The 24,057-nt window shown below is 45.3% G+C and carries 21 protein-coding genes; 13 read left to right on the top strand and 8 right to left on the bottom strand.

All coding sequences use genetic code 11. The features are described from left to right. The first annotated feature begins 48 nt into the window (after positions 1-48). Entirely contained in the window at positions 49-816 is a 768-nt protein-coding gene (locus tag BQ9893_RS06350; RefSeq protein WP_075965233.1) for a hypothetical protein, read from the top strand. A 68-nt stretch (positions 817-884) separates the two neighbouring features. Here the strand turns inward: BQ9893_RS06350 and BQ9893_RS06345 are convergent, their stop codons facing one another. Both BQ9893_RS06345 and BQ9893_RS06340 read right to left on the bottom strand, forming a co-directional pair. After that, positions 885-2,465, bottom strand: coding sequence for an Rne/Rng family ribonuclease (locus BQ9893_RS06345; RefSeq protein WP_075965232.1), 1,581 nt, complete (start codon positions 2,463-2,465; stop codon positions 885-887). A gap of 228 nt (positions 2,466-2,693) precedes the next feature. Further along, positions 2,694-2,966, bottom strand: coding sequence for an HU family DNA-binding protein (locus BQ9893_RS06340; protein ID WP_008148996.1), 273 nt, complete (start codon positions 2,964-2,966; stop codon positions 2,694-2,696). Positions 2,967-3,159: 193 nt separating this feature from the next. Here BQ9893_RS06340 and mutY point away from each other — a divergent pair, with 193 nt between their 5' ends. The 5 genes from mutY to BQ9893_RS06315 are packed head-to-tail and all read left to right on the top strand — an operon-like array spanning position 3,160 to position 7,356. Beyond that, entirely contained in the window at positions 3,160-4,245 is a 1,086-nt protein-coding gene (gene mutY, locus BQ9893_RS06335; RefSeq protein ID WP_075965231.1) for an A/G-specific adenine glycosylase, read from the top strand. 43 nt (positions 4,246-4,288) lie between these two features. Continuing rightward, positions 4,289-4,789: a single-stranded DNA-binding protein gene (locus BQ9893_RS06330; RefSeq protein ID WP_075965230.1), complete on the top strand. Its 501-nt coding sequence runs from the start codon at positions 4,289-4,291 to the stop codon at positions 4,787-4,789. 25 nt (positions 4,790-4,814) lie between these two features. Continuing rightward, positions 4,815-6,164, top strand: a complete 1,350-nt coding sequence (gene gldE, locus BQ9893_RS06325) for a gliding motility-associated protein GldE (protein WP_075965229.1) — start codon at positions 4,815-4,817, stop codon at positions 6,162-6,164. Next, on the top strand, positions 6,164-6,739 hold the full coding sequence (gene gldD, locus BQ9893_RS06320) for a gliding motility lipoprotein GldD (RefSeq protein ID WP_075965228.1): 576 nt from the start codon (positions 6,164-6,166) through the stop codon (positions 6,737-6,739). Before gldE ends, gldD begins: the two co-directional genes overlap by 1 nt. Beyond that, positions 6,739-7,356 carry a 4'-phosphopantetheinyl transferase family protein gene (locus BQ9893_RS06315; protein WP_075965227.1) on the top strand — a complete coding sequence of 206 codons (618 nt, stop codon included), beginning with the start codon at positions 6,739-6,741 and terminating at the stop codon, positions 7,354-7,356. The genes gldD and BQ9893_RS06315 overlap by 1 nt, the downstream gene beginning before the upstream one ends. 86 nt (positions 7,357-7,442) lie before the next feature. Here the strand turns inward: BQ9893_RS06315 and BQ9893_RS06310 are convergent, their stop codons facing one another. The 6 genes from BQ9893_RS06310 to BQ9893_RS06285 form a co-directional block, all read right to left on the bottom strand. Then, a complete protein-coding gene (locus tag BQ9893_RS06310) occupies positions 7,443-8,183 on the bottom strand; it encodes a shikimate dehydrogenase family protein (protein ID WP_075965226.1) in 741 nt (246 codons plus the stop codon). Positions 8,184-8,209: 26 nt separating this feature from the next. Next, a complete protein-coding gene (gene ubiE, locus BQ9893_RS06305; RefSeq protein ID WP_075965225.1) occupies positions 8,210-8,950 on the bottom strand; it encodes a bifunctional demethylmenaquinone methyltransferase/2-methoxy-6-polyprenyl-1,4-benzoquinol methylase UbiE in 741 nt (246 codons plus the stop codon). Positions 8,951-8,962: 12 nt separating this feature from the next. Continuing rightward, positions 8,963-9,910: a phosphoribosylaminoimidazolesuccinocarboxamide synthase gene (locus tag BQ9893_RS06300; protein ID WP_075965224.1), complete on the bottom strand. Its 948-nt coding sequence runs from the start codon at positions 9,908-9,910 to the stop codon at positions 8,963-8,965. A 23-nt stretch (positions 9,911-9,933) separates the two neighbouring features. Next, a complete protein-coding gene (locus tag BQ9893_RS06295) occupies positions 9,934-10,956 on the bottom strand; it encodes a PhoH family protein (protein WP_075965223.1) in 1,023 nt (340 codons plus the stop codon). A 123-nt stretch (positions 10,957-11,079) separates the two neighbouring features. Further along, positions 11,080-11,394, bottom strand: a complete 315-nt coding sequence (locus BQ9893_RS06290; protein WP_075965222.1) for a type II toxin-antitoxin system RelE/ParE family toxin — start codon at positions 11,392-11,394, stop codon at positions 11,080-11,082. After that, a complete protein-coding gene (locus BQ9893_RS06285; RefSeq protein ID WP_075965221.1) occupies positions 11,385-11,627 on the bottom strand; it encodes a hypothetical protein in 243 nt (80 codons plus the stop codon). Before BQ9893_RS06285 ends, BQ9893_RS06290 begins: the two co-directional genes overlap by 10 nt. A gap of 99 nt (positions 11,628-11,726) precedes the next feature. Between BQ9893_RS06285 and BQ9893_RS06280 the strand changes: the two genes are divergently transcribed. From BQ9893_RS06280 to BQ9893_RS06250, 7 genes are all read left to right on the top strand, one after another. Then, positions 11,727-12,395 carry a DUF5715 family protein gene (locus tag BQ9893_RS06280; RefSeq protein WP_075965220.1) on the top strand — a complete coding sequence of 223 codons (669 nt, stop codon included), beginning with the start codon at positions 11,727-11,729 and terminating at the stop codon, positions 12,393-12,395. A gap of 30 nt (positions 12,396-12,425) precedes the next feature. Further along, positions 12,426-15,914, top strand: a complete 3,489-nt coding sequence (locus BQ9893_RS06275) for an AAA domain-containing protein (protein ID WP_075965219.1) — start codon at positions 12,426-12,428, stop codon at positions 15,912-15,914. A gap of 137 nt (positions 15,915-16,051) precedes the next feature. Further along, positions 16,052-16,636 carry an RNA polymerase sigma-70 factor gene (locus BQ9893_RS06270; RefSeq protein WP_075965440.1) on the top strand — a complete coding sequence of 195 codons (585 nt, stop codon included), beginning with the start codon at positions 16,052-16,054 and terminating at the stop codon, positions 16,634-16,636. Positions 16,637-16,884: 248 nt separating this feature from the next. Continuing rightward, positions 16,885-17,907, top strand: a complete 1,023-nt coding sequence (locus BQ9893_RS06265; protein WP_075965218.1) for a FecR family protein — start codon at positions 16,885-16,887, stop codon at positions 17,905-17,907. A gap of 247 nt (positions 17,908-18,154) precedes the next feature. Beyond that, positions 18,155-21,421, top strand: coding sequence for a SusC/RagA family TonB-linked outer membrane protein (locus BQ9893_RS06260; RefSeq protein ID WP_244155068.1), 3,267 nt, complete (start codon positions 18,155-18,157; stop codon positions 21,419-21,421). Between the two features lie 12 nt (positions 21,422-21,433). Beyond that, a complete protein-coding gene (locus BQ9893_RS06255) occupies positions 21,434-23,137 on the top strand; it encodes a RagB/SusD family nutrient uptake outer membrane protein (protein ID WP_075965216.1) in 1,704 nt (567 codons plus the stop codon). A 38-nt stretch (positions 23,138-23,175) separates the two neighbouring features. Then, complete coding sequence (locus tag BQ9893_RS06250; protein ID WP_075965215.1) at positions 23,176-24,027, top strand: sugar phosphate isomerase/epimerase family protein; 852 nt, start codon at positions 23,176-23,178, stop codon at positions 24,025-24,027. Positions 24,028-24,057 lie beyond the last annotated feature (30 nt).

The following is a 24,057-nucleotide window of genomic DNA, read 5'->3' as shown; positions in this document are numbered from 1 at the left end:
CAAGAACAAATAAATAATAAACAATATAAAATTAAAGAACAATAAAAAATGAAGAAACTTAAAGCTTTAGGATTGGCAGCAATGGCTGCAGGTATGTTTTCGTTAACTTCTTGTTTGGATGGCGGCGGTAATACACAAAGTGGGTCGGCATTAGGATATGCTACCTTTAACATGGATGCTGGTGGAATTGTCGTGACAGATGATTTTGGCAGTGTTGTTGCTTCAAGTACATTCAACACTCAATTGTCCGGAGGTGAATATGTCGCTTATGCTTATTCTGTGGATTGGGATTCTCAAACTTCTAATAAATATACGGTCGCGACTGTTTCCGGAATAAACAAATTTACAGAAGTCTATACACAAAGTTCGATAACAGATACGACTGCTTTATTATCCAATGAATTGCCAGTGCAAAAGTTGGCGGTTCAGATGTATTCGGTCGATTATGCTTTTACAGCCAATAATCATATTTTTATGTCTGTCTATCATGAAGATGTCCCTTCCGATATGAAAACTCTATATGAATTATCGTATGATTCAAGTGCCGATCCGGTCATTGTTGGAGGAAAGAGGGTGTATGACTTTTATTTGCGTGCGATGAAAATCGCTGATGGTGAAAAGGTAAAAGAGAATGTTCCTTTTACGAATGTATATGATTTAAGTCAATTTTTGTCGCGGATGCGTTCTGTAGAGAAAGCGGCTGGAAATACTTCTGTTAATATCCGTATTAATTATATTAATAAATTAGGAGATGACTATTCAAGTTCAAAAAAGGAACAATCTGATGTTATTTCATTCATAATACCTAATGAATAAGCTTCTTGATAAGCTTTTCTATTTATAAAAAAGTCCCCGGACCTCTAAAGGTTCGGGGACTTTTTTGTTTACTTGATTTCTTTTTCTTCCATCATGTCCAGTTCGTTCTTGTCGGAGTCTATGAATTTATACTCCAGAAAACCCAGACTTTGATTCGGAATCACTTTAATACCGATCGAGTATTTCAGTTTCCATTTCCAACTGAGCGGGAATTTGCCGCTCTTGATAAATGCTGCAACATAAGGATGTACGTGCAGGGCGAATTTCTTCACATTGTGCTTGTTGACCAGGCAGTCGATCTTACCTTCCAGGCTGTCGGTAAACAGGATAGAGGGTTTGATGGTGCCTGTTCCGAAGCAGGTCGGACAGGCTTCGGATGTATCGACATCCATTGCCGGACGGACACGTTGGCGGGTGATCTGCATCAGCCCGAACTTGCTCAGTGGCAAAATATTATGTTTTGCCCGATCGCCGGCCATCGCTTTCGTCATGTGTTCGAACAGTTTCTGCCGGTTGGCAGCTTCAGCCATATCGATAAAGTCGACAACAATAATACCACCCATATCGCGCAAGCGTAATTGACGGGCAATTTCGTCTGCTGCTGCCATGTTCACATCGATCGCCGTTTTTTCTTGGGCATCACTGCCTTTGGATCGGTTTCCGCTGTTCACGTCGATCACGTGCATGGCTTCCGTGTGTTCGATAATCAAATAGGCTCCACTTTTGTATGTGACGGTGCGTCCGAATAAAGACTTGATCTGTTTTGTGATTGCAAAGTTGTCGAAGATGGGAAGTTCACCGGTGTACCGCTGTACGATCTCTTCCCGTCCGGGGGCAATCAAGCTGACATAATCACGGATGTTGTGATAGATGTCTGCATCGTTCACATAAATGTTCTGAAAAGAGGGGTTGAAAATGTCGCGCAACAAAGCCACTGCCCTTGCCGTCTCTTCGTAGATGAGCGCAGGGGCTTTTACTTTGGTGATCTTAGGAATGTTCTCTTCCCAACGTTTCAGTAATGTCTTCAATTCATGATCGAGTTCGGCAACGCGCTTTCCTTCCGAAGAGGTGCGTACGATTACACTGAAGTTCTTCGGCTTGATACTTTGAATGAGTTGGCGTAGACGGGCACGCTCTTCGCTCGATTTAATTTTTGTGGAAACCGATACTTTATCGGCAAACGGTATCAGCACGATGTATCTTCCGGCAAAGGAAAGCTCGGAAGTCAGTCTGGGACCTTTTGTTGAAATCGGCTCTTTGGCGATCTGCACCAGCACTTCCTGTCCGACTTTGAGCACGTTGCTGATACTCCCGTCTTTTTCGATTTCGGGAAGCAACTGCATTTTAGAGATGGTGGGGATTTTTTTTTCTCCTTTCTGTTCTCCTAATGCTTGCTTGAGGAATTTCTGCTGAGTGTTAAAATTAGGACCTAAGTCCAGATAGTGAAGAAATGCATCCTTTTTATAACCTACATCAATGAAAGCAGCGTTCAACCCCGGCATCAGTTTCTTAACCTTACCCAGATATATGTCGCCGACGGCAAAAGAAACGTTGCGAGCTTCTTTTTGGAGCTCGACAAGGTTCTTATCCTCCAGAACGGCTATGGATACCTCTTTGGGTTGTACATCAACTACTAATTCACTAATCACTATAAAAAGAGGTGTTTAAAATGTGAGACCTTATTAAATACGCAAAGAACAAACTTAAAAGGTCTCTTATTAAGTTTGTTCTTCAGAGTTGCTTAAATAGACTTATTTTTTCTTATGTCTATTCTTCTTTAGTCTCTTTTTGCGCTTGTGCGTAGACATCTTATGTCTTTTTCTTTTCTTTCCGCTAGGCATTGTTTTAAAATTTTAAATTAAACTATAATAACTAAATTACTTTACTTCGTTCAAGAAAGTTTTAGCCGGCTTGAATGACGGAATGTTATGTTCCGGGATGATGATCGTAGTATTCTTTGAAATATTACGAGCAGTCTTCTGGGCTCTCTTTTTAATAACGAAACTTCCAAAACCTCTCAGGTATACATTTTCGCCCTGAGACAATGAACTTTTAACGATATCCATAAAAGACTCTACACTGCTCAACACTGTCTGCTTGTCAATGCCAGTGCTTTTTGAAATTTCGCTAACAATATCTGCTTTAGTCATGTCTATAAATTAATTAAATAATTGATTTGGACCTATTAATTTTTTGGAATGCAAATATATAGCTTTTTATTTAAGTGAAAAAAGAATTGTCAGTCAAATTTTAAGAAAAAAGTTTCCTTGTAATTCGTCATAACTGCGTATGTTTGCAGTAATCAATTAGTTGCAAGTCTATAGAAGACTAAAAAAGAACTGTATGTCACAGATAGAAAACGATTTGGGAACCAGTCGTTTGTTGCGCGACTGGTATCGAATGCATAGAAGAGAGTTGCCTTGGCGGGAGTCTTCCGATCCTTATATCATCTGGATATCCGAGATAATCCTTCAACAAACGCGGGTAGCGCAAGGGATGGACTATTTCCTTCGTTTTACCGAACGATTTCCGGATGTGGCCTCGCTGGCTTCGGCAGAGGAAGACGAGGTGTTGAAATACTGGCAGGGCCTCGGCTATTACAGTCGTGCCCGTAATCTGCATGCCGCGGCGAAAGATATCATGGAGCGTTTCAGCGGAGTCTTTCCAGATCGCTATGAAGATGTGATCTCTTTGAAAGGGATAGGAGAGTATACGGCGGCAGCCATCGTTTCCTTTGTGTGGAACCGGCCGTATCCGGTTGTGGACGGGAATGTCTTCCGGGTACTTTCGCGTCTGTTTGCGGTAGACACTCCGATTGATACGCCCAAAGGGAAAAAGGCCTTTACGGAGTTGGCCGGCCTGGTAATGGATCCTCGGTACGCCGGACAACACAACCAGGCGATAATGGAATTGGGTGCCTTGCAATGCGTGCCGCAAAATCCGGATTGCGAAACTTGTCCGCTGAAGGGGCGCTGTACGGCCTATGGGACGGGCAATGTGCGAGCTTATCCGGTGAAACGGAATAAGGCCAAGACGCGTGACCGCTATTTTCATTATTTATACATTATATGTAAGGGGAAAACCTGGTTGTCACGCCGGAAAGGAAAAGATATTTGGGAAGGACTTTATGAGTTTCCGCTTATCGAAACGGACAGGGCTATGGATTTTACTGAGTTGCAGGCGACGGATGCCTTTCACCGATTGTTGGAAGGGGCAGGCCGACTGAATGTTTCGGTTGATTTGCAAGAGGTGAAACATGTCTTGTCCCATCAGACCCTGTATGCCACTTTCTATCGGATAGAGATAGAACGGGAAAACGATGCTCTGAAAGCTTTCCTTTCTGTGGCGACGAGAGATGTGGAGAAATATGCGGTTCCCCGCTTGATACATATTTATTTGGAGAAATTAAAAGGAAACTTGTCAGAATGATTGAATTTATGTTTCTTTGTAGACAAATAAAAAGAATAGAGCTATGTCATTGAATAAAGTAATATTGATCGGTAACGTCGGACGTGATCCGGAAGTACGTTACTTCGATAGTGGCGCTGCTGTTGCCAACTTTCCGCTTGCTACATCGGAGAGAGGTTATACGTTGGCCAATGGTACGGTTGTTCCGGAACGTACGGAATGGCACAATGTGGTTGTTCGCCGTGATTTGGTCTCCTTTGTGGAAAAATGGGTGAAGAAAGGTTCCGGACTCTATGTGGAAGGTAAGATCCGTACACGCAGTTACGATGATCAGGCCGGCGTGAAACGATATGTGACGGAAATTCATGCAGACCGTGTCGAGTTTTACAGTACAGGCTCGGGCAATCGTGATAATACAGCCGGAACAGGTATCGCCGGAGGACAGTCGCAGACCACTGCACAACCGGCAGGCGGATATCAGCAGCCGGCAGGTTTCCAGCAACCCGTATCCGGACAGCCGGACACTTCTCTTGATTCCAACAGTGCGGACGATCTTCCGTTCTGATATTGTTTAACTAATACTGTTCCCCTTGGACTCAGACTATTATTTATCGGGCTTATTCGATCAGGTTACCATACAGGCGCTCACAGCAGGCCCTGTAATAGCGTTAAGCCTTGCAATCCTTCTGCTGTTGGTTTCCGGCTTCGTGTCGGCTTCCGAAGTGGCGTTTTTCTCGTTAACCCCGGGTGATATTAACGACATCCGGGAGGAGAATTCGCCTTCCGATCCATTGATCCTGCGCCTGTTGGACCGTTCCGAGTACCTGCTCGCCACTATTCTGATAGCCAATAATTTTGTGAATGTGGCTGTCGTTATGCTTTGTACTTACGGTATCAACGCGATCGTCGATTTCTCTTCGGCCCCGATGGTGGGCTTTATTCTGGAAACGGTTGTCCTGACTTTCCTCCTTTTGTTGTTCGGCGAGATCATGCCGAAGATTTACGCACAGAAAAACTCGCTGCGGGTCGTGCGCAGTTCGGCTCCCGTGCTGAATGTCGTGGAGCGTATCTGCCGGCCGCTTTCGAAGATATTGGTCACGTCGACCAGTGTTATCAATAAGGCATTGGTCAAGAAGAAGTATGATCTTTCGGTCGATGAACTGTCCAAAGCATTGGAACTTACTTCTACCGAAATGCCGGAAGAGAAGGAGATGCTTTCGGAGATCATCAAGTTCTACAACAAAACCGCTGACGAGATCATGACGCCCCGTCTGGATATGGAGGATATCGATATCAAGACAAGTTTCCGCACCGTGATCGATTTCATCATCCAATCCGGTTATTCCCGCATTCCGGTCTATGCCGATTCGGAAGATAATATCAAGGGAATCCTGTATATCAAAGACCTTTTGCCGTATGTGGAGAAGCCTGATACGTTCCGTTGGCAGAGCTTGATCCGTCCGGCCTACTTTGTGCCTGAGACAAAGAAGATAGACGATCTGTTGGAAGAGTTCCGTACCAGTAAGATACACATGGCGATCGTGGTGGACGAGTTTGGCGGCACTTCCGGTATCGTGACGATGGAGGATATCCTGGAGGAAATTGTCGGCGAGATCTCCGATGAATATGACGAAGATGAAAAGTTGTTCATCCGCCTGGCGGACGGCAGCCTTATTTTTGAGGCCAAGATATTACTGACCGACTTCTTCCGTGTGATCGAGGCCGATCCTGCCGAATTCGGCAAACTGACAGAGGAGGTCGAAACCCTTGCCGGTCTTTTGTTGGAGATAAAGGGAGACTTCCCGCGTCGTCGCGAGATTATCGAATATAACGACTACCGCTTCCAGATCCTGGAGATCGATAACCGCCGTATCCTGAAAGTCAAGTTCAACCGTATATCGGATCAGCGAAAGGACCGACAGGACCGACAGGAGGAGTAATGCGTACGTCGGCCGTCATAGTATGTGGGGGGCTGTTGGCCTTGTGTGTTTCCTGTACGGAATATACACCGAAGCCACGTGGCTATTTCCGTATCGAACCGCCTGCCCCTTCCTATCAGGCTCTTGCGGTGAAGGATTTGCCTTATACATTCCGGCTTTCCAGATGGGCGGAGGTGGAACTGCCTCCGGCAGGGAGTCCGGCGGGATGGATCAACCTTTCTTATCCGCAGTTGAACGTGAAGCTCTATTGCAGCTATCTTCCTGTCACTTCGGCTACGTTGGGCAGGGCGGAAGAAGAATGCCGTGCGTTGGTCGTTCGGCAAGCGAAATATCCGGACCAGATCAAAGTGCAGACCTATAGCAACCCGGAGGCTTCGGTGTATGGCTCGCTTTTCATGTTGGATGGTGAATCCGCTTCGCCACTGCAGTTTATGTTGACCGACAGTGTCTCCCGCTTTTTCCGGGGAGCTTTGTATTACGACTGTATCCCGAATGCCGATTCGCTGGCTCCCGTCACCCGATACCTGAAACAGGATATCGTAGAACTGATCCAATCTTTTAAGTGGAAGAAATAATGTCTCTCCTGATGAAACATACCGGCCCGTTGTGGGGAGTCTGGAAGATAGAGGAATCTTCCGAGGTCCTTCTTTCCCTTTTGCGGAACAGGGAAGAATATCTGCCGCAGTTAGAACTGATCCGTATAGAGCAACGCCGTCGGGAATGGCTTGCCTGCCGTGTGCTTTTGCAGGAACTTACGGATGCTCCTGTCCGCATCGCCTACCGTCCGAGCGGTGCGCCTTACCTGCCGGACTCGTTTTTGCATATCAGCATCTCCCATACGAAAGGTTATGCAGCTGTTCTGTTGCAGGACCGTCCTGCCGTCGGCATCGACATCGAATACCGTTCCGAAAGGGTGTCGAAGATACGCAGTCGCTTTATGAATCCGGAAGAAGAGGCGGGTATCGACAAAGAGCACGAGACGGAGCACTTGTTACTTCATTGGTGTGCGAAAGAGACGCTTTTCAAGATGATCGGCCGGGAAGAGGTCGACTTCCTTCACCATCTGCATGTCTGTCCGTTTCCCTATGCGGAAGAAGGAAGTTTCACCGTCTATGAAACCCGTACGGAAGAAGGGGCGGTTTACCGGTTGGACTACCTTGTCACCCCCGATTTCGTATTAACCCGGAGTTGAATCGTTTTTTCAGTATCGGTATATATATCCTAACCCATAGGGTTACGCCTTCTAAAGCTATGGGTTAGGAGTCGTAAAGCAATGCTTTATTTCTGCCAGATTTCCCAAGCGGCGAATGCTTGAAGCAGGAGCATCTCGAGACCGTTTTTGACGACGGCTCCTTTTTCTTTCCCTTTCTTCATGAAGAGGGTTTCATCCGGGTTGTACAAGAGGTCGTACAACAGATGGTTGGGGGTGAGCAGGTCGTAGGGAATGTCGGGGCAGGCGTTGATGTTCGGGAACATGCCTAACGGAGTCGTGTTGACGATGACGGTGTACTGTTCCATCGTTTTCGGAGTGATCTCTTCGTAGGTGATACAGAAATCTTTCGGTTTGCGAGAAACCAGCGTGGCACCGACACCCAATTGTTTCAATCCTTGGAAGACGGCTTTCGAAGCACCTCCCGTTCCCAGGATCAAGGCTTTGCGATGTGTCTCGTTTAGGAGTGGCTCGATTGAGCGTTTGAAGCCTATGATGTCGGAGTTGTAGCCTTTCAGCTTTTTGCCGAAGAGTCCTTTGGTGAATTTGATGACATTGACAGCTCCGATCAGGCGGGCGTCTTCGTCCAGATCATCCAGATAAGGGATGACTTGCTCCTTGTAGGGGATGGTGACGTTCAGGCCGTTCAATTCCGGGTTCTCTTTCAATACAGTCTTCAGATCTTTGATGTTCGGGATCTCGAAGTTCAGATAAGTGGCATCGATTTTCTCAGATTCGAACTTCTGGTTGAAGTAGTTCTTCGAAAAAGAGTGTCCGAGGGGATATCCTATTAAACCATATTTTTGCATGATCGGTGAATTAAGATGATTAATGTTTATTTACTGCCCGTGTATAGCGAACAAATACCGAAAGTGAAAGTGCGCGAACGGGCTTCGCTGAAACCGACCCGGCTGAGCAGGTCGGTCATGACCTTCCCTTGCGGAACGACTTTGATAGAGGCCGGCAGGTAACTGTAGGCTGTATGCTCTTTTGAAAACAAGTGTCCGACGGTAGGGATCACGGCTTTCGAATAGATGGCATAGAGCTGCTTCATCGGGAAATGTTCCGGTGAGGAAAGTTCCAGGATCATCAGATGGCCTCCCGGTTTCAGCACCCGGTACATTTCGCTGATTCCTTGCTCTATGTTTTCGAAATTCCGTACTCCGAATGCAGCGGTGACGGCGTCGAACGAGTTGTCCGGATAGGTCAGTGCCGTGCAGTCCTGGTATTCGAACGAGATGTGGTCCGACAATCCCGCATCGGCGACTTTCCGGCGTCCGATATCCATCATGCCCTCCGAGATGTCGGCTCCGATGATGCGGTCGGCCTTCAGACGACGGTACATGGAGATTGCGAGATCTCCTGTGCCGGTGGCGATATCGAGAATCGAGACAGGAGAAAAAGGGCGCAGGAAGGCAATCCCTTTCCTACGCCATATTTTGTCGATACCCAGTGAAAGCGTATGGTTCAGCTGATCGTATGTACCGGCGATGGAGTCAAACATGCGCCTGACCTGTGTTGCTTTACGCTCCTCGTTGTTGTAAGGTAGAATCTGTTCTGAACCGTACTTCGCCATATCCGTTTATCTTTATTTGTTGAGATATTCGGTTACATTCTTTTCGATACGTGAAAGCAGGTTGTCCGTATCGCTTTTTTCGAACTTTTCGCCTGTAATGTGTTCATACAATTCGATGTAGCGTTCGCTGATACCTTCTACGATCGCCGGAGTCATTTCGGGAACCTTCTGGCCTGCCTTGCCTTGGAAACCGTTGTCCATCAGCCATTCGCGGACAAACTCTTTGGAGAGCTGCTTCTGTGGTTCGCCTTTGGCAAATCGTTCTTCGTAGCCTTCGCTGTAGAAATAGCGGGAAGAGTCCGGTGTATGGATTTCGTCCATCAGGTATATCTTGCCGTCATGTTTGCCGAATTCGTACTTTGTGTCGACAAGGATCAGGCCGCGTTCGGCAGCGATTTCCGTACCGCGTTTGAAGAGGGCGAGCGTGTATTTCTCCAACAGTTCGTATTCTTCGGGAGTGGCCAGGCCTTTAGCCAGGATTTCTTCTTTGGAAATATCGGCATCGTGTTCGCCGATCTCGGCTTTTGTCGTCGGGGTTATGATCGGTTCGGGGAAACGTTCGTTTTCACGCATACCTTCCGGCAGCTTTACACCGCAGATTTCGCGTACGCCGCTCTTATAAGCACGCCATGCGCTTCCGCAGAGGTAACCGCGTACAATCATTTCAACGGGGAATCCCTGGCACATTACGCCTACGGTCACCATCGGATCGGGAGTCGCCAGCTTCCAGTTCGGGCAAATGTCGGTAGTCGCATCCAGGAATTTGGCCGCGATCTGGTTCAGCATCTGTCCTTTGTAGGGAATACCTTCCGGCAAGATTACGTCGAATGCCGAGATACGGTCTGTTGCGATCATCACCAATACGTCGTCGTTGATGTTGTACACATCGCGTACTTTACCATGATAGACACTCTTCTGTCCCGGAAAGTTGAAGTCTGTTTTTGTTAATGCCTTCTTCATACCTTTGTTTTTATGAGGGGCGCTTATGGGGCGTCCTGAATGTTATTAATATTGTTCTTTATTTCTTCTTGTTGCTCCTTGGAAGCGGTTCGCGAACTGCCTTTGCTGTGTTTGCTGTCGAATTTGTCGTAGGCGTCGACGATACGCTGGACGAGCTTATGGCGGACAATGTCTTTTTTCTCGAATTCGACCTTGCCGATTCCCTTTACGCCTTTCAGGATTTGCATGGCCTGTATGAGTCCGGAGGTCGCAGTCGGCGGCAGGTCGATCTGTGTCACGTCTCCGGTAATGATCATCTTGGCGTTCATCCCAAGGCGGGTGAGGAACATCTTGATCTGGTGTGTCGTCGTGTTTTGGGCTTCATCGAGGATGATGACCGCATCGTTCAGCGTTCGTCCGCGCATAAAAGCGAGCGGGGCGATCTGGATCACGTTGTTCTCCATGTATTCCTTCAGCTTGGCTCCCGGAACCATGTCTTGCAGGGCGTCATACAGAGGTTGGAGGTACGGATCGAGTTTATCTTTCATTTCGCCAGGGAGGAATCCTAATTTCTCACCGGCCTCTACTGCCGGACGGCTCAGGATAATCTTGCGGATTTCCTTGTTTTTTAGCGCTTTTACGGCGAGGGCTATGGCAATAAATGTCTTACCTGTACCGGCGGGGCCTGTGGCAAAGACGAGGTCGTTTTCTTCAAATGCTTTGACAAGACGTTGCTGGTTTTCCGTGCGGGCGACGATCGGTTTGCCGTTCATCCCGTGGATGATCAGGTTCTCTTGTTTGGTGATCACCGGGGCTTTGCCTTTGATGATGTCCAGTATGATATCTTCGCTTAGCGAGTTGAATTCTTCGCAGTATTTTTCTACCTCGCGAATTTTCTTGAGAAAGAGTTCCGACTCATCTTCATCTCCGATCACTTTCATCACATTACCCCTTGCCACTATACGCAACTTGGGAAACAATGTCTTGATCAACTGCATGTTGACATTGTTTACTCCGTAGAATATAACCGGGTCTACGCTCTCAAGAATATAAATTCGTTCAATCATTCAATTCTTTTTAGTTCTGCCTTTGTCGCGAATTTTTACCATTTTCGTTCAGGCAGACAAAATTAGTAATATTCTTTATGTAAAAATAAATTGTGAGATATTTTTGTTGCCTTTTCAAGAAGATTATTTGAACATTTCTTGCAGACGCCATCCTTCCTGGCGGCAATCCCATACGGCATGGATTTCGATCAGTTCGTCCGTAAATGTATAAATCAACTTGTAATGTTTTTCGACGACAAGGGAGCGAAATTCGCAATCATATCCTTTCAATAGCGGTTCGATAGGACCTGCTTGCGGAAAAACGCGTAAAGGTTCTGCAGAATCCAATAGTTTGTTGTATAAACGGATAGCTGCGGTCTGGCTCTTTTCTCTGTAGAAACTGTAGATGTTGTCAAGTAAGGCAATGGATTGAGGTAACCACTTTATTATTATTCGCATAGTGGGTGTCGTTTACGTAACTCTTCCGTTGTCATACCTAATCCTTTTTTGGATTCTTCTCTCGATTTCTTCAACACTTCCTTCAATTCCTCCAGCGTCATCTGTGCCGGATAGCGCGTTTCTTTCTTATCTGTTGCTATGTTGATCAAATTTTTGATCTGTGTCAACAGCTTTACATCGTCGATCGTTTTCAGTTGTTCGATAAGTGACAGTTTTAATTCCAATGCGTCCATACAATTAACTATTTGGTTTATATTCAGAATTCACAAAAATAGTCATTAATATTTTGAAATCAGTGAATCTTGGTTACTTTTGTTTTCACTAAAAGAAAAATGATGAAAAAGATAGTATTTAGTATTTGGTTGATAGTGGCAGCTTGCTCGGTGGTAATGATATGTTCGTCTTGTGGAAAAAAGGAAAAACGCGGAGAGTTGAAACGTATTTGGTATGACGGAAGCTATAACCGTGATTTCAGAGATATGAACGATGTGCATCTGGCCGAAGCTGAACGTATCGGCATTAAGCCTGCATCGAACCGTGAGGAAGCGGAGAAAGTGAAAAAGGAGATGGAAGAGATCGAAACCAACGAATATTATGAAGTGGAAAAGTTGACACATTCCATCCCGTATTTGATTCCTTCGGCAGCACAGTTGCTGGAAGATATCGGACATAATTTCCAGGATTCCTTACGCAATCTGAATGCATCGATCTACAAAGTCAAAGTGACCAGTGTCACCCGTACGGTCGATGATGTCAAGAACCTGAAAAAAAGAAATACCAATTCCTCCCAAAACTCGGCCCACCGCTACGGAACGACCTTCGATGTCTCCTGGGTCCGCTATACCAAAGTGGACGAAAGCGATACCCTGAATATCGACAAAGACCGGTTGAAGATGGTGTTGGCAATGGTCTTGCGCGATTTGAAGCGGGAAGAACGTTGCTATGTCAAGCACGAACGCAAGCAAGGCTGTTTCCATATAACCGTCCGCGAAAAGAAATAGAAAGAGACTACGTAACAGCTTACTGATCGGATGGACAGAAAACTGCTGAAATACTGGAAAAACTGCCTGCTGGATGCCGAACGAAGGAGCAGGTCACTAAAGAAAGAAGCGCGAGTTACATTGCGGATAGGTGACAAGGTGCCGGAATTTATACTTCGCAAAGACATTCCCCTGCTTTTCCCGAAAGGGAAGCAAAAGGCGGATGACGAGAAACGTAAAATACAGATTGCCCCTTGTGTCTTTCTTCCTGAGTACGAAAACGGGTGGACTTCCGGACAGAATACTCCGGAATACCCCTTCCTGATTTCCGCGACATTGTTGCCGGACGGCACTTTTCAGGTCTGCGACAACAAGTCTGAACGTATTCCGGTTTTTGTCCGTAAGTTTTTGTCTCCAAATGCGCGTAATGACAGAACTGTTGCATCCCTTTCGAAAGTGGACCGGCTTTTGAGTGAGTTCGATACCGAAGAGACGGACTGGAAGAAATATTGGAGTGCTTGCGAAAACCTGTTCCAGAATGCGACCGGCTTGACTTTTCGGGAAATGAATTATGCCGACAAGCCTGAAATCATTGTCGTGAAAGCTCCCGGACGAGGAATGGCACAAAAGATCATCAACCTGTATGACAAATTGTTGGAAAGTAAATCTTCCCATCCGTTATTGGAACTCCTGATCCGTAAAAAGCTGGAAACATTGCTGCCTGTGCCGGATAGACAGCAAGTTTATTGCAATAAAGACCATTGGGCACAGATGAGTGGCGAGTTTCCGTTGTCCGTCTCCCAGCGTGAGACGCTTGCCATGTATACGGACCCGGACAGTTCCGATATCTTTGCCGTTAACGGACCTCCGGGAACAGGCAAGACCACCTTTTTACAGACGGTGATTGCCAACCGGATCGTCCATGCCGTACTGGAGCATCCTGATGATCCGGATATCATCGTAGCCAGTTCCGCCAATAACCAGGCGATTACCAATATCCTGAAAGATTTCAAGATTGAACAGCCTTCAGGTGATAAGCCTGCAAACCTGTTGACTCTCCGTTGGTTGCCCGGTTTGGATACGTTGGGATTGTATCTGTCAGGCAAAGACGAACAAAAGGATCAGTACAAAATGATGTTCAATACGAAAGGTGAAGGCTTTCCGAATGATTATGACGATCCTGCCCGGTTGGAAGAATATCGCGGGTTCTATCTGGAACATTTCAATCGTTTCTTTCAGACATCTTGCCGGGATGAAGTTGCATGCCAACGTTTCCTTCGCAGGCAAATGAGGAAGATGCGGGATGAGATTGGAACCTGCTTGAATGTTGCCAGTCTCAAACAATATGGAAAAGAGATGACGGATAAAGGTTTTCTGAGTAAACTGCTCCGTAAATTTCAAAAACTTCCAAGCTATGAAGATATGATATGCGGCTGGGAGCAGACGGAAGATTTTAAGGCACGCTATGACAAGTTGGTTGCCAATCCGGAATACAATGCCCTCCCTTATACGGAAGATATGGCGGTGCGGCTGGATATCAGTTACCGCTATCTTTTGTTCTGGTATGCCATCCATGACCGGGAAGCCGAGTTTATCCGCCGCTTGGCCGGATGCGACAAAGAGGGGGAGACGCGTGGCCGTGAAGATTATACCGAACGTTTGAAACGTTTGGCCTGTGTGATGCCTGTTTTTATTTCGACTTTCCATTCCTTGCCGAAATACATGGTTTGTGCGGACAACGGGGAGTGGGATGCCCCGCTCTATGATGCGATCGATTTGCTGATTGTGGATGAATCGGGGCAGGTCTCTCCCGAACTGGCTATTCCCTCTTTCAGCCTTGCCAAGCAAGCCATTTTAGTGGGAGACGTGGAACAGATCGAACCGATATGGTCCATCTCGGACGAATATTCCAGTATCAATCTGAAACGTTTTGGCTTAGTATCCTCCGAGTCTGATGATCGGTATGCGTTTCTGCATGAAAACGGTTTCCTGTCCTCGTCCGGAAGCATCATGAAGATGGCGCGGAAGAGTTGCAGTTTCGAAGTCGCCGGCGAAAGAGGCGCTTTCTTGACCGAACACAGGCGTTGTCTCGATCCTATCATTGCTTATTGCAACGACTATGTGTATCACGGCCGTTTGCTGCCGAAGAAAGGAAACAAGGTGAAGTATAAAGACTTGCCGCCTAAAGGATATGTCCATGTAAACGGAGTCAGTGAAAAAGGGGCGACGGGCAGTGTCTTGAACAGAGCAGAAGCAGCAGCAATCGTTTCTTGGCTGGAAACGGAAAAAGAGAAGTTGGAAAGTGCTTACAAGGAGCCGATCCGTAAAATAGTGGCTGTAGTCACCCCATTTAAGGCGCAGGAAGAGATCATCCGTAGTCTTGCGGAACAGTCGCCGGAGGCGGAAGCGTTTGCCGGTATGACGATCGGCACCGTTCATTCTTTGCAGGGAGCGCAGTGTCCGGTCGTGATCTTTTCATCGGTCAATTCTCCCGGTGATGCTTCTTATTTTATGGAGCAAGGTGGAAAGTACAATATGCTCAACGTGGCAGTTTCGCGTGCGCAGTATCATTTCCTTGTGTTCGGGAATATGAATATATTCCATCCCGAACGAAATACGCCCGTCGGCAACCTGGCAAAATGGTTGTTTGACGATCCTGCGAACGAAGTGTCCGGCAATTTCATCTATCGGCAAAAGGAACCGCTTTGCCGCTACCAACCGGCCGAACGTTTATCGACATTGGAGGAACACACCGGTTTGTTGCGGCAAGCCTTTAAAGATGCGACAAAAAGGTTGCTGATCGTATCTCCTTTTATATCGATCCAGGCGATTGAACATGATAATCTTATTCCCTTGATGCGGGAGGCGGTGGAGCGGGGTGTGGAAGTCGTGGTGTATTCGGATTTCCGCTTGGATTATGACAAACAAACCGGTTTGTTGCGGAAGGAGGCCGTTGCCGGGCGGAAGGCTTTAACCGAAAACGGTATTAAGTTGATTCTGTTGAAAGGCATTCATAACAAATCGCTTGCGATTGATGATTCGGTATTGGTGGAAGGTTCCTTTAACTGGCTTTCTGCATGTAGAAATGGGAGTTATTCCCGTCATGAATGTTCTGTGAAACTGATTTCTCCAGAAGCAACGAAGCATATTTCAAACTTAAGGAAGGAGTTAGATGCAATAGAACCGGAATCAGTTCTTTTCGAACCTATTCCTGTCTCAGTAACGAATCAGGTTCAGGTCGAGAATAAAATTTGTCCGGGTTTCTTTGATGCCGATCCGGTAAACAACTGTACGGATGAAGATTTGGCCGGTTTCAAAGAGCGTATCCGGCAATTGGGAATCAAGAAAACGGACGTATCCGAGTCGATAATGAGAGTTCGTAAGCAATATCCCCGTCATTATGAAACATGGTCGGATGAGGAATGCCGGATATTACAGGAGTTCATGCAAAAGACGAATGATCTGGATCTGTTTTGTTCCTGCTTCCAACGGACTCCAGGGTCGATCCGTATAAAAGTAGAAGGCAAGAATCAGAATTAGCGTTTGGCTCCTATTTCCAATATGTAAATGGTTGCATTGTGAATGGCGATATCACTTATTGAGTTATCAATATCCCCCCTTTAGCTAATGTAAAACAAAAAATATCCGTATTTTTGTATTGCTAAATGAAGAAGCACATGTCATCAGGAGTATATGTTCAAGATTTTACGGCGTTGGAGGTTTTGTTCAAACGGTTTTATAAACCCTTGCGTGCGTATGCTTTCCGTTTTGTTAACGACAAAGATATGTCGGAAGATATCGTGCAGGATGTCTTTTTTGAACTTTGGCAACGGCGTGAAAGCATTCGCTTTGAAGACGCTGCTGTGAAGTCCTATCTTTTCAGGGCGGTTTATACGCATGCCCTGAATGCGCTGAATAAAAAGCAGCAGGATGTATATACCTTGGAACCGGCAAGGGAGGCAGACATTTTGGATCAATATGTCACTTCTTATATGCAAAATTCCGAGCAGAGCCTGTTGTTGAAAGAACTGGAAGAAGAAATCTTGTCTTACATAAACACGCTTCCTCCTCAATGTCATAAGATATTTATGCTAAGCCGGAGCTATGGCTTGAAAAACCGCGAGATTGCGGAACAGTTGGATATTAGCGTCAAAGCGGTAGAAAAGCAGATAAGCAAAGCCCTTGCGGGGTTAAAGGAGCATCTTGTCCAAAAAGACTTATACCCTCTGTTGGTGTTGGCTGTCACTTGCCTTTCCCGTTAGGCCTTGGCGAGGAAAGTAAAAAATTTTCAGCAGTTTCATTTACGTGAAAATAAATTTTCTATGGCAGGAAAATTTATTTTCTACCGGTGGAAACAAAATTTTCCATAGGTGGAAACAAAAACTTCATCAGGGGAAACCAATCCCAAATGTCTGAATCGGGAGTTATTCCTTATTATTTTTTTTTAAAATTGTCAGGAAGAGGTAGGGTAAAACCTCCTTTTTTTGTATTACTAACAAACGATTCCATAATGAAAGAAGAAACAAACGATATCAACGAATTGATAATCCGTTATCTGGATGGTTCGGCTGAGCTGGAAGAAAAGGTGTTATTGCTTCAGTGGCTGAAACAATCGGATGATAATCGGGATGATTTTATTGCAACTCGCGACTTGTGGTTGTCTTGCAATGCCGTTGCCGGAAACGAATTGGAGGTCGATATCGCTTTGGCGAAGCTGAAAGACCGCATTTTGCAGGAACAAGGTCGGATGGAGAGGAAATCACGAACGGAAAGAAAAACATTATCGCTTGTTTGGCGTTGGACGCAAGCTGCTGCCGTGTTGTTGCTTTTGTTGGGAATCGGTTATGGTATCGGCAGGCGGAGTGAATATTCCGCCTCTGAGGTCATCGTGCAAAACCAATTGATAACGGCCAAAGGTAGCAAAGGCAAGTTCACGTTGCCGGACGGATCGGTGGTTTGGTTGAATTCGGAAACCAAACTGACTTATCCGGATCAGTTTACCGGTGACAAACGGTCCGTTTCTCTGGAAGGAGAAGCGTATTTCGAAGTGGCGAAAGATGCGAAAAAACCTTTTGTCGTGCAGGCGGGAGAGATAGATGTCGAAGTTTTGGGAACCCGTTTCGATCTCGATAGCTATTCTTCCGGCGAATTTGTGCAGACCGCCTTGCTGGACGGCAGTGTGAAGATATCGGGAAAAGCCATGAAAGAACCTGTTTTCCTGAAACCGAATGAACTATTCAGATACCGCAAGTCGGATCAGGTTGCTACTGTCGAAGACGCGAAAGTAGGTTTGTATGCCGACTGGATCAAGGACCGTCTGGTATTCGACAACGACTGCTTGGCTGATATCCTGATCAGTATGGGAGGACGTTATAATATAGATATCGAATGTCCGAAACAGTTTGCTGCATCCACCCGCCTCTCTTTTACGATCCGGCAGGAGAATATCGACGAGGTGATGGAGGCGATAAGTCTCATAGCGCCAATCAGATATGAAATGAAGAACGGGAAAGTATATATTATACCGAAATAATGTAAAAACGAAGTATTAACCTTAAAAAGTCATGAAAAATATGGGGAAGGAGGAATGATGTAAATATTATAGTAAAAAAATAGGTGAATGCTGGAACATCCACCTATTCAAGAATTCTATTAACCAATCGCTTCTCTTGGCGGAGTTCGGCGATAAAGTCTAACAAAAAAATCCATGTAAAAGTATGAATAATTTTAATAGGAAGGATGCCCTACACCCTTTCTTTGCACACAAAAATGTTCGGATTATGAAATTAGTCCTGATTATGTTGACCGTTATGCTATTTAGGGTTTCAGCTACAGAGTCTTATGCACAAAGCACTCGGATAAACCTCAGCATGGAAAACTCAACAGTAAAAGAAGTTCTGAAAGGAATAGAAAGTAGAAGTGAGTTTACTTTTTATTATAATGACAAGGTCATTAACACGAATAAGCGAGTCTCAGTGAATGCCGAAGATAAGAATATATCGGAGATATTGGCATTGATTTTACCGGATTGTGATTTTAAGATTTATAACAAGAATATTATAATCACAGAAAAAGAGGTTGGGGAAACAAAAGCTACTCAACAGGGAAAAAAGATCACAGGTGTTATTATGGATGCATTCGGCCCGGTGATCGGAGCGAACATTGTAGAAAAAGGCACAATGAACGGTGTGATTTCCGATTCGGAAGGACAATTTGTCCTTAACGTTGCACCGGGTGCAACGTTGGTCGTCTCTTATATCGGCTATGTCACTCAGGAAGTAAAGATTACAGACCAGGCCTCTTATACCATCACTCTTAAGGAAGACACGGAGACATTGGAAGAAGTGGTCGTGGTTGGTTATGGTACCATGAAAAAGAAAGACTTGACGGGAGCTGTGAAAAGAGTGAACTTGGAAAGTGCGCCGACTGTCGCTAACACCAATTTATCTCAGGCTCTTGTAGGATCTACAGCCGGTGTCAATACCGCTCAGAACGGATATGCCGGAGAGGATGTAAGTCTGAGTATCCGTGGTACGAACTCGTTTTCCGCTTCTCAAAATCCCTTGATCGTTTTGGACGGTATCATCTATAACGGAGCCATGTCTGACATCAACGTGAACGATATCAGCAGCATCGATATCTTGAAAGACGCAAGTGCAGCGGCTGTCTATGGTGCTCGTTCGGCCAATGGTGTCATTCTGGTAACGACCAAAAAAGGAAAAACGGATAAACCGACAGTTTCGTTCAATATGTCGATCGGAAGCCAATCCGCTTCTAACCACAAGGCAAAGTATATGAATGCGGAAGAATACACCATGCGTTTGGCTGACTATGCTTATCAGCAGGATCTGCACAAATGGTATCAAACGAAACCGACGAGCGAAGCCGGTCGTCCTACCTATCCGGATGTTTCGACAAGAGAGGCGAGAGCTTATTTTTTGAGATCGCAGGAAGAAAAAGATAACTATATGTTGGGTACGGATATCGATTGGATCGACAAAGTGATGCGTACCGGTTTGACACAGGATTATAACATCGGTGTCGGAGGAAGCTCTGAGAATGTCAATTATTATTTGTCGGGCGCTTATCATGATGAAGAAGGTCTCTTGCTCAACGACCAGTTCAAACGTTATACTTTCAATGCGAAAGTGGATACGAAAGTAACGGATTGGTTGAAGATCGGTGCAAACGTCAATTTCTCACACCGTGATTATTCAGGTATTCCGGCAAGTTTTGATTATGCAACCAAAGCAACGCCGATGGCTACCTATGATTTTGATACGCCGGGATATTACCGGATGGAGTTTGCCAACGAATCGGCCATGAAAGACCCGTTGCAGTATCTGGCAATCGACAATTCCGATTTGCGGAACACGCTCTTCCTGACATTGACCGGACGTGTGGATGTTCCTTTCATCAAAGGTTTGTCTTATGATTTCAACTATTCGACGACCCGCTATCACCGGGACAATAATACGTTCTATCCGGCAGATGTGGATGGTGGTTTTATCAATAACGGAAAAGCGGTGAAAGAACCGGAAAATGAAAATGCCTACTTGTTCAACCATATTTTCGCTTACCAAAGAGAGTTTGGCGATCATTCGGTGAATGCTACATTTGTTTATACGACGGAAAAGAGATGGGGAGATAAGACTACGGCTACAGCCGAATCGTTCGATACGGACAATTTGGGATATAACAACTTGGGTATTGGAACCTTGTTTACCGAAGCAAGCACGGCTTGGCAGGAATCTAATGTCGGTCTGATGGGACGTATCAATTACAGCTATAAGAATCGTTATTTGTTGACAGGTACGGTTCGTCGGGACGGTTATTCCGGTTTCGGTAGCAATAACAAATATGTGACGCTTCCTTCCGCTTCTATCGGTTGGGTGATTTCGGAAGAAGATTTCAATCCGTTTGAAGATACTTACCTGAAGCTGCGTCTTTCTTACGGACAGAACGGAAACCAGGGTATCGGCCGTTATGCTTCGCTTGCCAAGTTAGGATTAGGCGCTTACAATTATAATGACGACAAAGTGATCTCTTTGTATCCTTCTGCGATGGCTAACAAGGATTTGAAATGGGAACGCACCTCTTCTTGGAACTTAGGTATCGATTTCGGACTTTTCAACCAGCGTCTGAACGGTTCGTTAGAAGTGTATAAATCCAAAACGTCTGATGTGTTGGTTAAGCGTACGTTGCCGAATGTCACCGGATATAGTTGGGTTTGGGCCAACTTAGGCGGTGTGGAAAATAAAGGTGTGGAAGTCGAACTTAATTCCGTAAACATCCAGAACAGTAATTTCTCTTGGACCTCTGGTTTGACTTTCTCTTTGAACCGTGATAAGATTACGGAACTCTATGGTGACGGTGCAACACAGGATTTGACGAATGGTTGGTTTGTCGGCGAATCGATCGGAGCTATCTATTCGTATGAAATGATCGGCGTTTGGCAGGAAGAAGATTTGTATTCCGGTAAGATCTACGATGGTTGGTATCCGGGACAACAGAAATATGCCGACCTGAACGGTGATGGAAAGATCGATGCTGAACATGACCGTAAGATCGTCGGTAACAAGAATCCGAGCTGCCGTTTAAGCTTTAACAACACATTGACATGGAAAAACTGGTCTTTGTACTTTATGCTGAACTCTATGTTGGGCGGCGGTGGCTATTATATGGGTGGTAATGGCCTTTTGGCTCCGAATAATAGTTCTGACTATGTAATCCGTCTGAACCAGCCTTCCACTCGCGAGTATTGGACACCGGAAAACCGTACGAATGAAAGTGTCGCTTTGTTCAGAAACCAGCAGATTGCGACCGATATCTATCAGAGTAGAGGTTTTGTCCGCCTGCAGGATGTTTCTTTAATGTATACATTTGATAAGAAGTTATTGCAGAAAACGGGAGTCATCGGTCAGTTACAATTGTTCCTGACAGGAAAGAATCTTTATACATTTACCGGTTGGGAAGGCTGGGATCCTGAATATACGACATTCCCGTTGACCCGTAGTTTGCAATTTGGAATCAAGTTATCACTTTAATTATATAGAATCATGAAACACAATTTTATATCAAATACGATCTTTTCTAAATTGGTGGCCGTGACACACCTTTTGGGGGGTCTGTTTGGATGTAATGACGATTTCTTGGAAGAGAAACCGTTGGACTTTCTGTCACCGGAGAATACATATACCGAGGCATCGGGTATTAAGTTAGGAATAAACGGACTTCACAGTTATCTGCGTGATGCGTTGTTCTATGGAGATGATGCTATTGTCTATTTTTATAGTTCGATGGCTGATGTCAGCTATAACGGGGAAAACCCCGGCGGGGTGACGTATGAAGTGTTAACTCCGACTAACAGCTTGTTCTATAAATTATGGAAGAATATGTATATGCTGATCAGCCGTTCCAACGAATTGCTGTTCTATATCGACAATGATGCAACGACAGGCTGGGAAAGTTCGGAACAACAGGCGATGTACAAAGGAGAGGCTCTTTTCTTCCGTGCGTATGCTTATCGTTTGCTTACTTCATTCTACGGAGATGTTCCTTTGGTGACAGAGGCGGTGAGTACGCCTAAGACAGACTTTGTCCGTACTCCTTTGAAAGAGGTATATGCTCAGATAGAAAACGATTTGATTTTTGCAACCCAGCATCTTCCTGAACCTGGCAAGGAGGATGAAAAAGGACGTGTCACGAAAGGTGCTGCTTATCAGCTGTTGTCTGAAGTCTATTTGCAAGCCGGCGAATATCAGAAAGCGGTTGATGCTTCTACGCATGTGATTGAAGATTTTGGTTATCAGTTGATGACCGAACGTTTCGGTTCGACCAACGATGTGTTTGGCACGGGTGATGTCTTCTTGGATCTGTTTGCTTATGGAAATCAGAATTTGAATGAAAACAAAGAAGCCATTTGGGTGGCTCAGTTTGCAGCCAACTTGTCGGATGGAGGCGGACAAAATAACGGTCCTCGCCGTCATGGTCCTCGTTATTACTCTTTAGGAAATGACCCGGCCGGATATACTTGTATATTGGGTGAATTGATCAACGGTAAATATACCGGTTATACGGATACGTTGAGCCGTCCGGTTTCTTGGTCTCGTCCGACTTATTATGTCACAAATAGAGTATGGGAATCGGATTGGAACAATGATATCCGGAATGCTCCTCATAACATCAAACGAACCTTCTATTTCCAAAATCCGGAATCTCCTTACAACGGACAAGTGATCGACTTCAGCTTGTGGGGCAGCTATGAAACGAACGGACGCAACCGGATGAAGGATACATGTAACTATATTTATCCTTATTGGATCGGAAAGGTCGGCGATCCCTGCCATGTCCAGGCCGAACCTCTTCGTAGTGGTGCCGGATATACATGGAAAGATTGCTATTTCATGCGGTTGGCGGAAACTTATCTGGACCGTGCTGAAGCATATATCCAGTTAGGTGAAATGCAAAAAGCGGCAGATGACATCAATAAGGTCCGTGCGCGTGCGAATGCCAAACCGGTTGCGGCAAGTGAAGTTTCGATCGATTATCTATTGGACGAACGTGTTCGTGAATTATATACGGAAGAATTCCGCGAAGTGGTTTTGCGTCGTACAGGCAAATTCCTGGAATATCTGCGGAAGTATAACGATAACCCGCAGGCTCCGGCGATGAATGTGAAAGACTATAACGTCTTGTGGCCGATTCCTCAAACCGAAATCGATGCAACCGGAGGCGCATTGACTCAAAATCCGGGTTATTAATTGATGAATTCATGTCAATGACTTGTAAAAATAATCTGATGGAAAAATCAAGAAGATCATTTATACAAAAAGGATTGGCAGGAGCTATGCTTATTGCCACTCCGGGTTTAGTGAAAGCCAATGTAGCGGATATGGCTAAACCCGGTGTGGCGAAAGCTGCGAATCCTTTTCATTTGGGTATGGCAGGCTTTACGTTTGTGAAGTTTGATTTGGAAACCACGTTGAAAACGTTACAACGTTTGGATATTCATTATCTCTGTATTAAGGACTTTCATTTGCCTTATGATTGTACGGATGCACAGATAGAAGAATTGCACGCTAAATGTGCTTCCTATAACGTGAAAGGATATGCTGTCGGTCCGATTAACATGAAAACAGAAGCGGAAATAGACCATGCGTTTGAGTATGCGAGACGGGTAGGAGTAAAGACTATAGTCGGTGTTCCTACGTATGAACTGTTGGCATACGTGGATAAAAAAGTGAAAGAGTATGATTTCCACTATGCAATTCATTTGCATGGACCGGATCTGCCGGTTTTCCAGGATGCCAAGGATGTCTGGGAACATACTAAAGATCTGGATCCGCGTATTGGGATGTGTTTGGATATAGGCCATGACTTGCGCAACGGCCGTGATCCTGTCGCTGATTTGAAAAAATATCATACTCGCGTGTTCGATATGCATATTAAAGATGTGACAGATTCGACAAAGGCTGGACATAGTGTCGAATTAGGTCGTGGAAAGATTGATTTCCGGGCTTTAGTGCAAATGATGCGCAAAGTGAACTATACAGGAATGTGTAGCTTGGAATATGAAAAAGACAGGAATGACCCATTTATGGGAATTGCTGAATCGATCGGTTATTTCAAGGCTGTTAGCAAAATTGTTTAATTGATGTTTAATTTGAATCGAACTAAAAAT

The organism is Parabacteroides massiliensis (genome assembly GCF_900155425.1).
In the GTDB taxonomy this organism is placed as follows: Bacteria; Bacteroidota; Bacteroidia; order Bacteroidales; family Tannerellaceae; genus Parabacteroides; species Parabacteroides massiliensis.
Note: the sequence above shows the minus strand (reverse complement) of the source record. Positions and strands in the feature narration are given on the sequence as shown.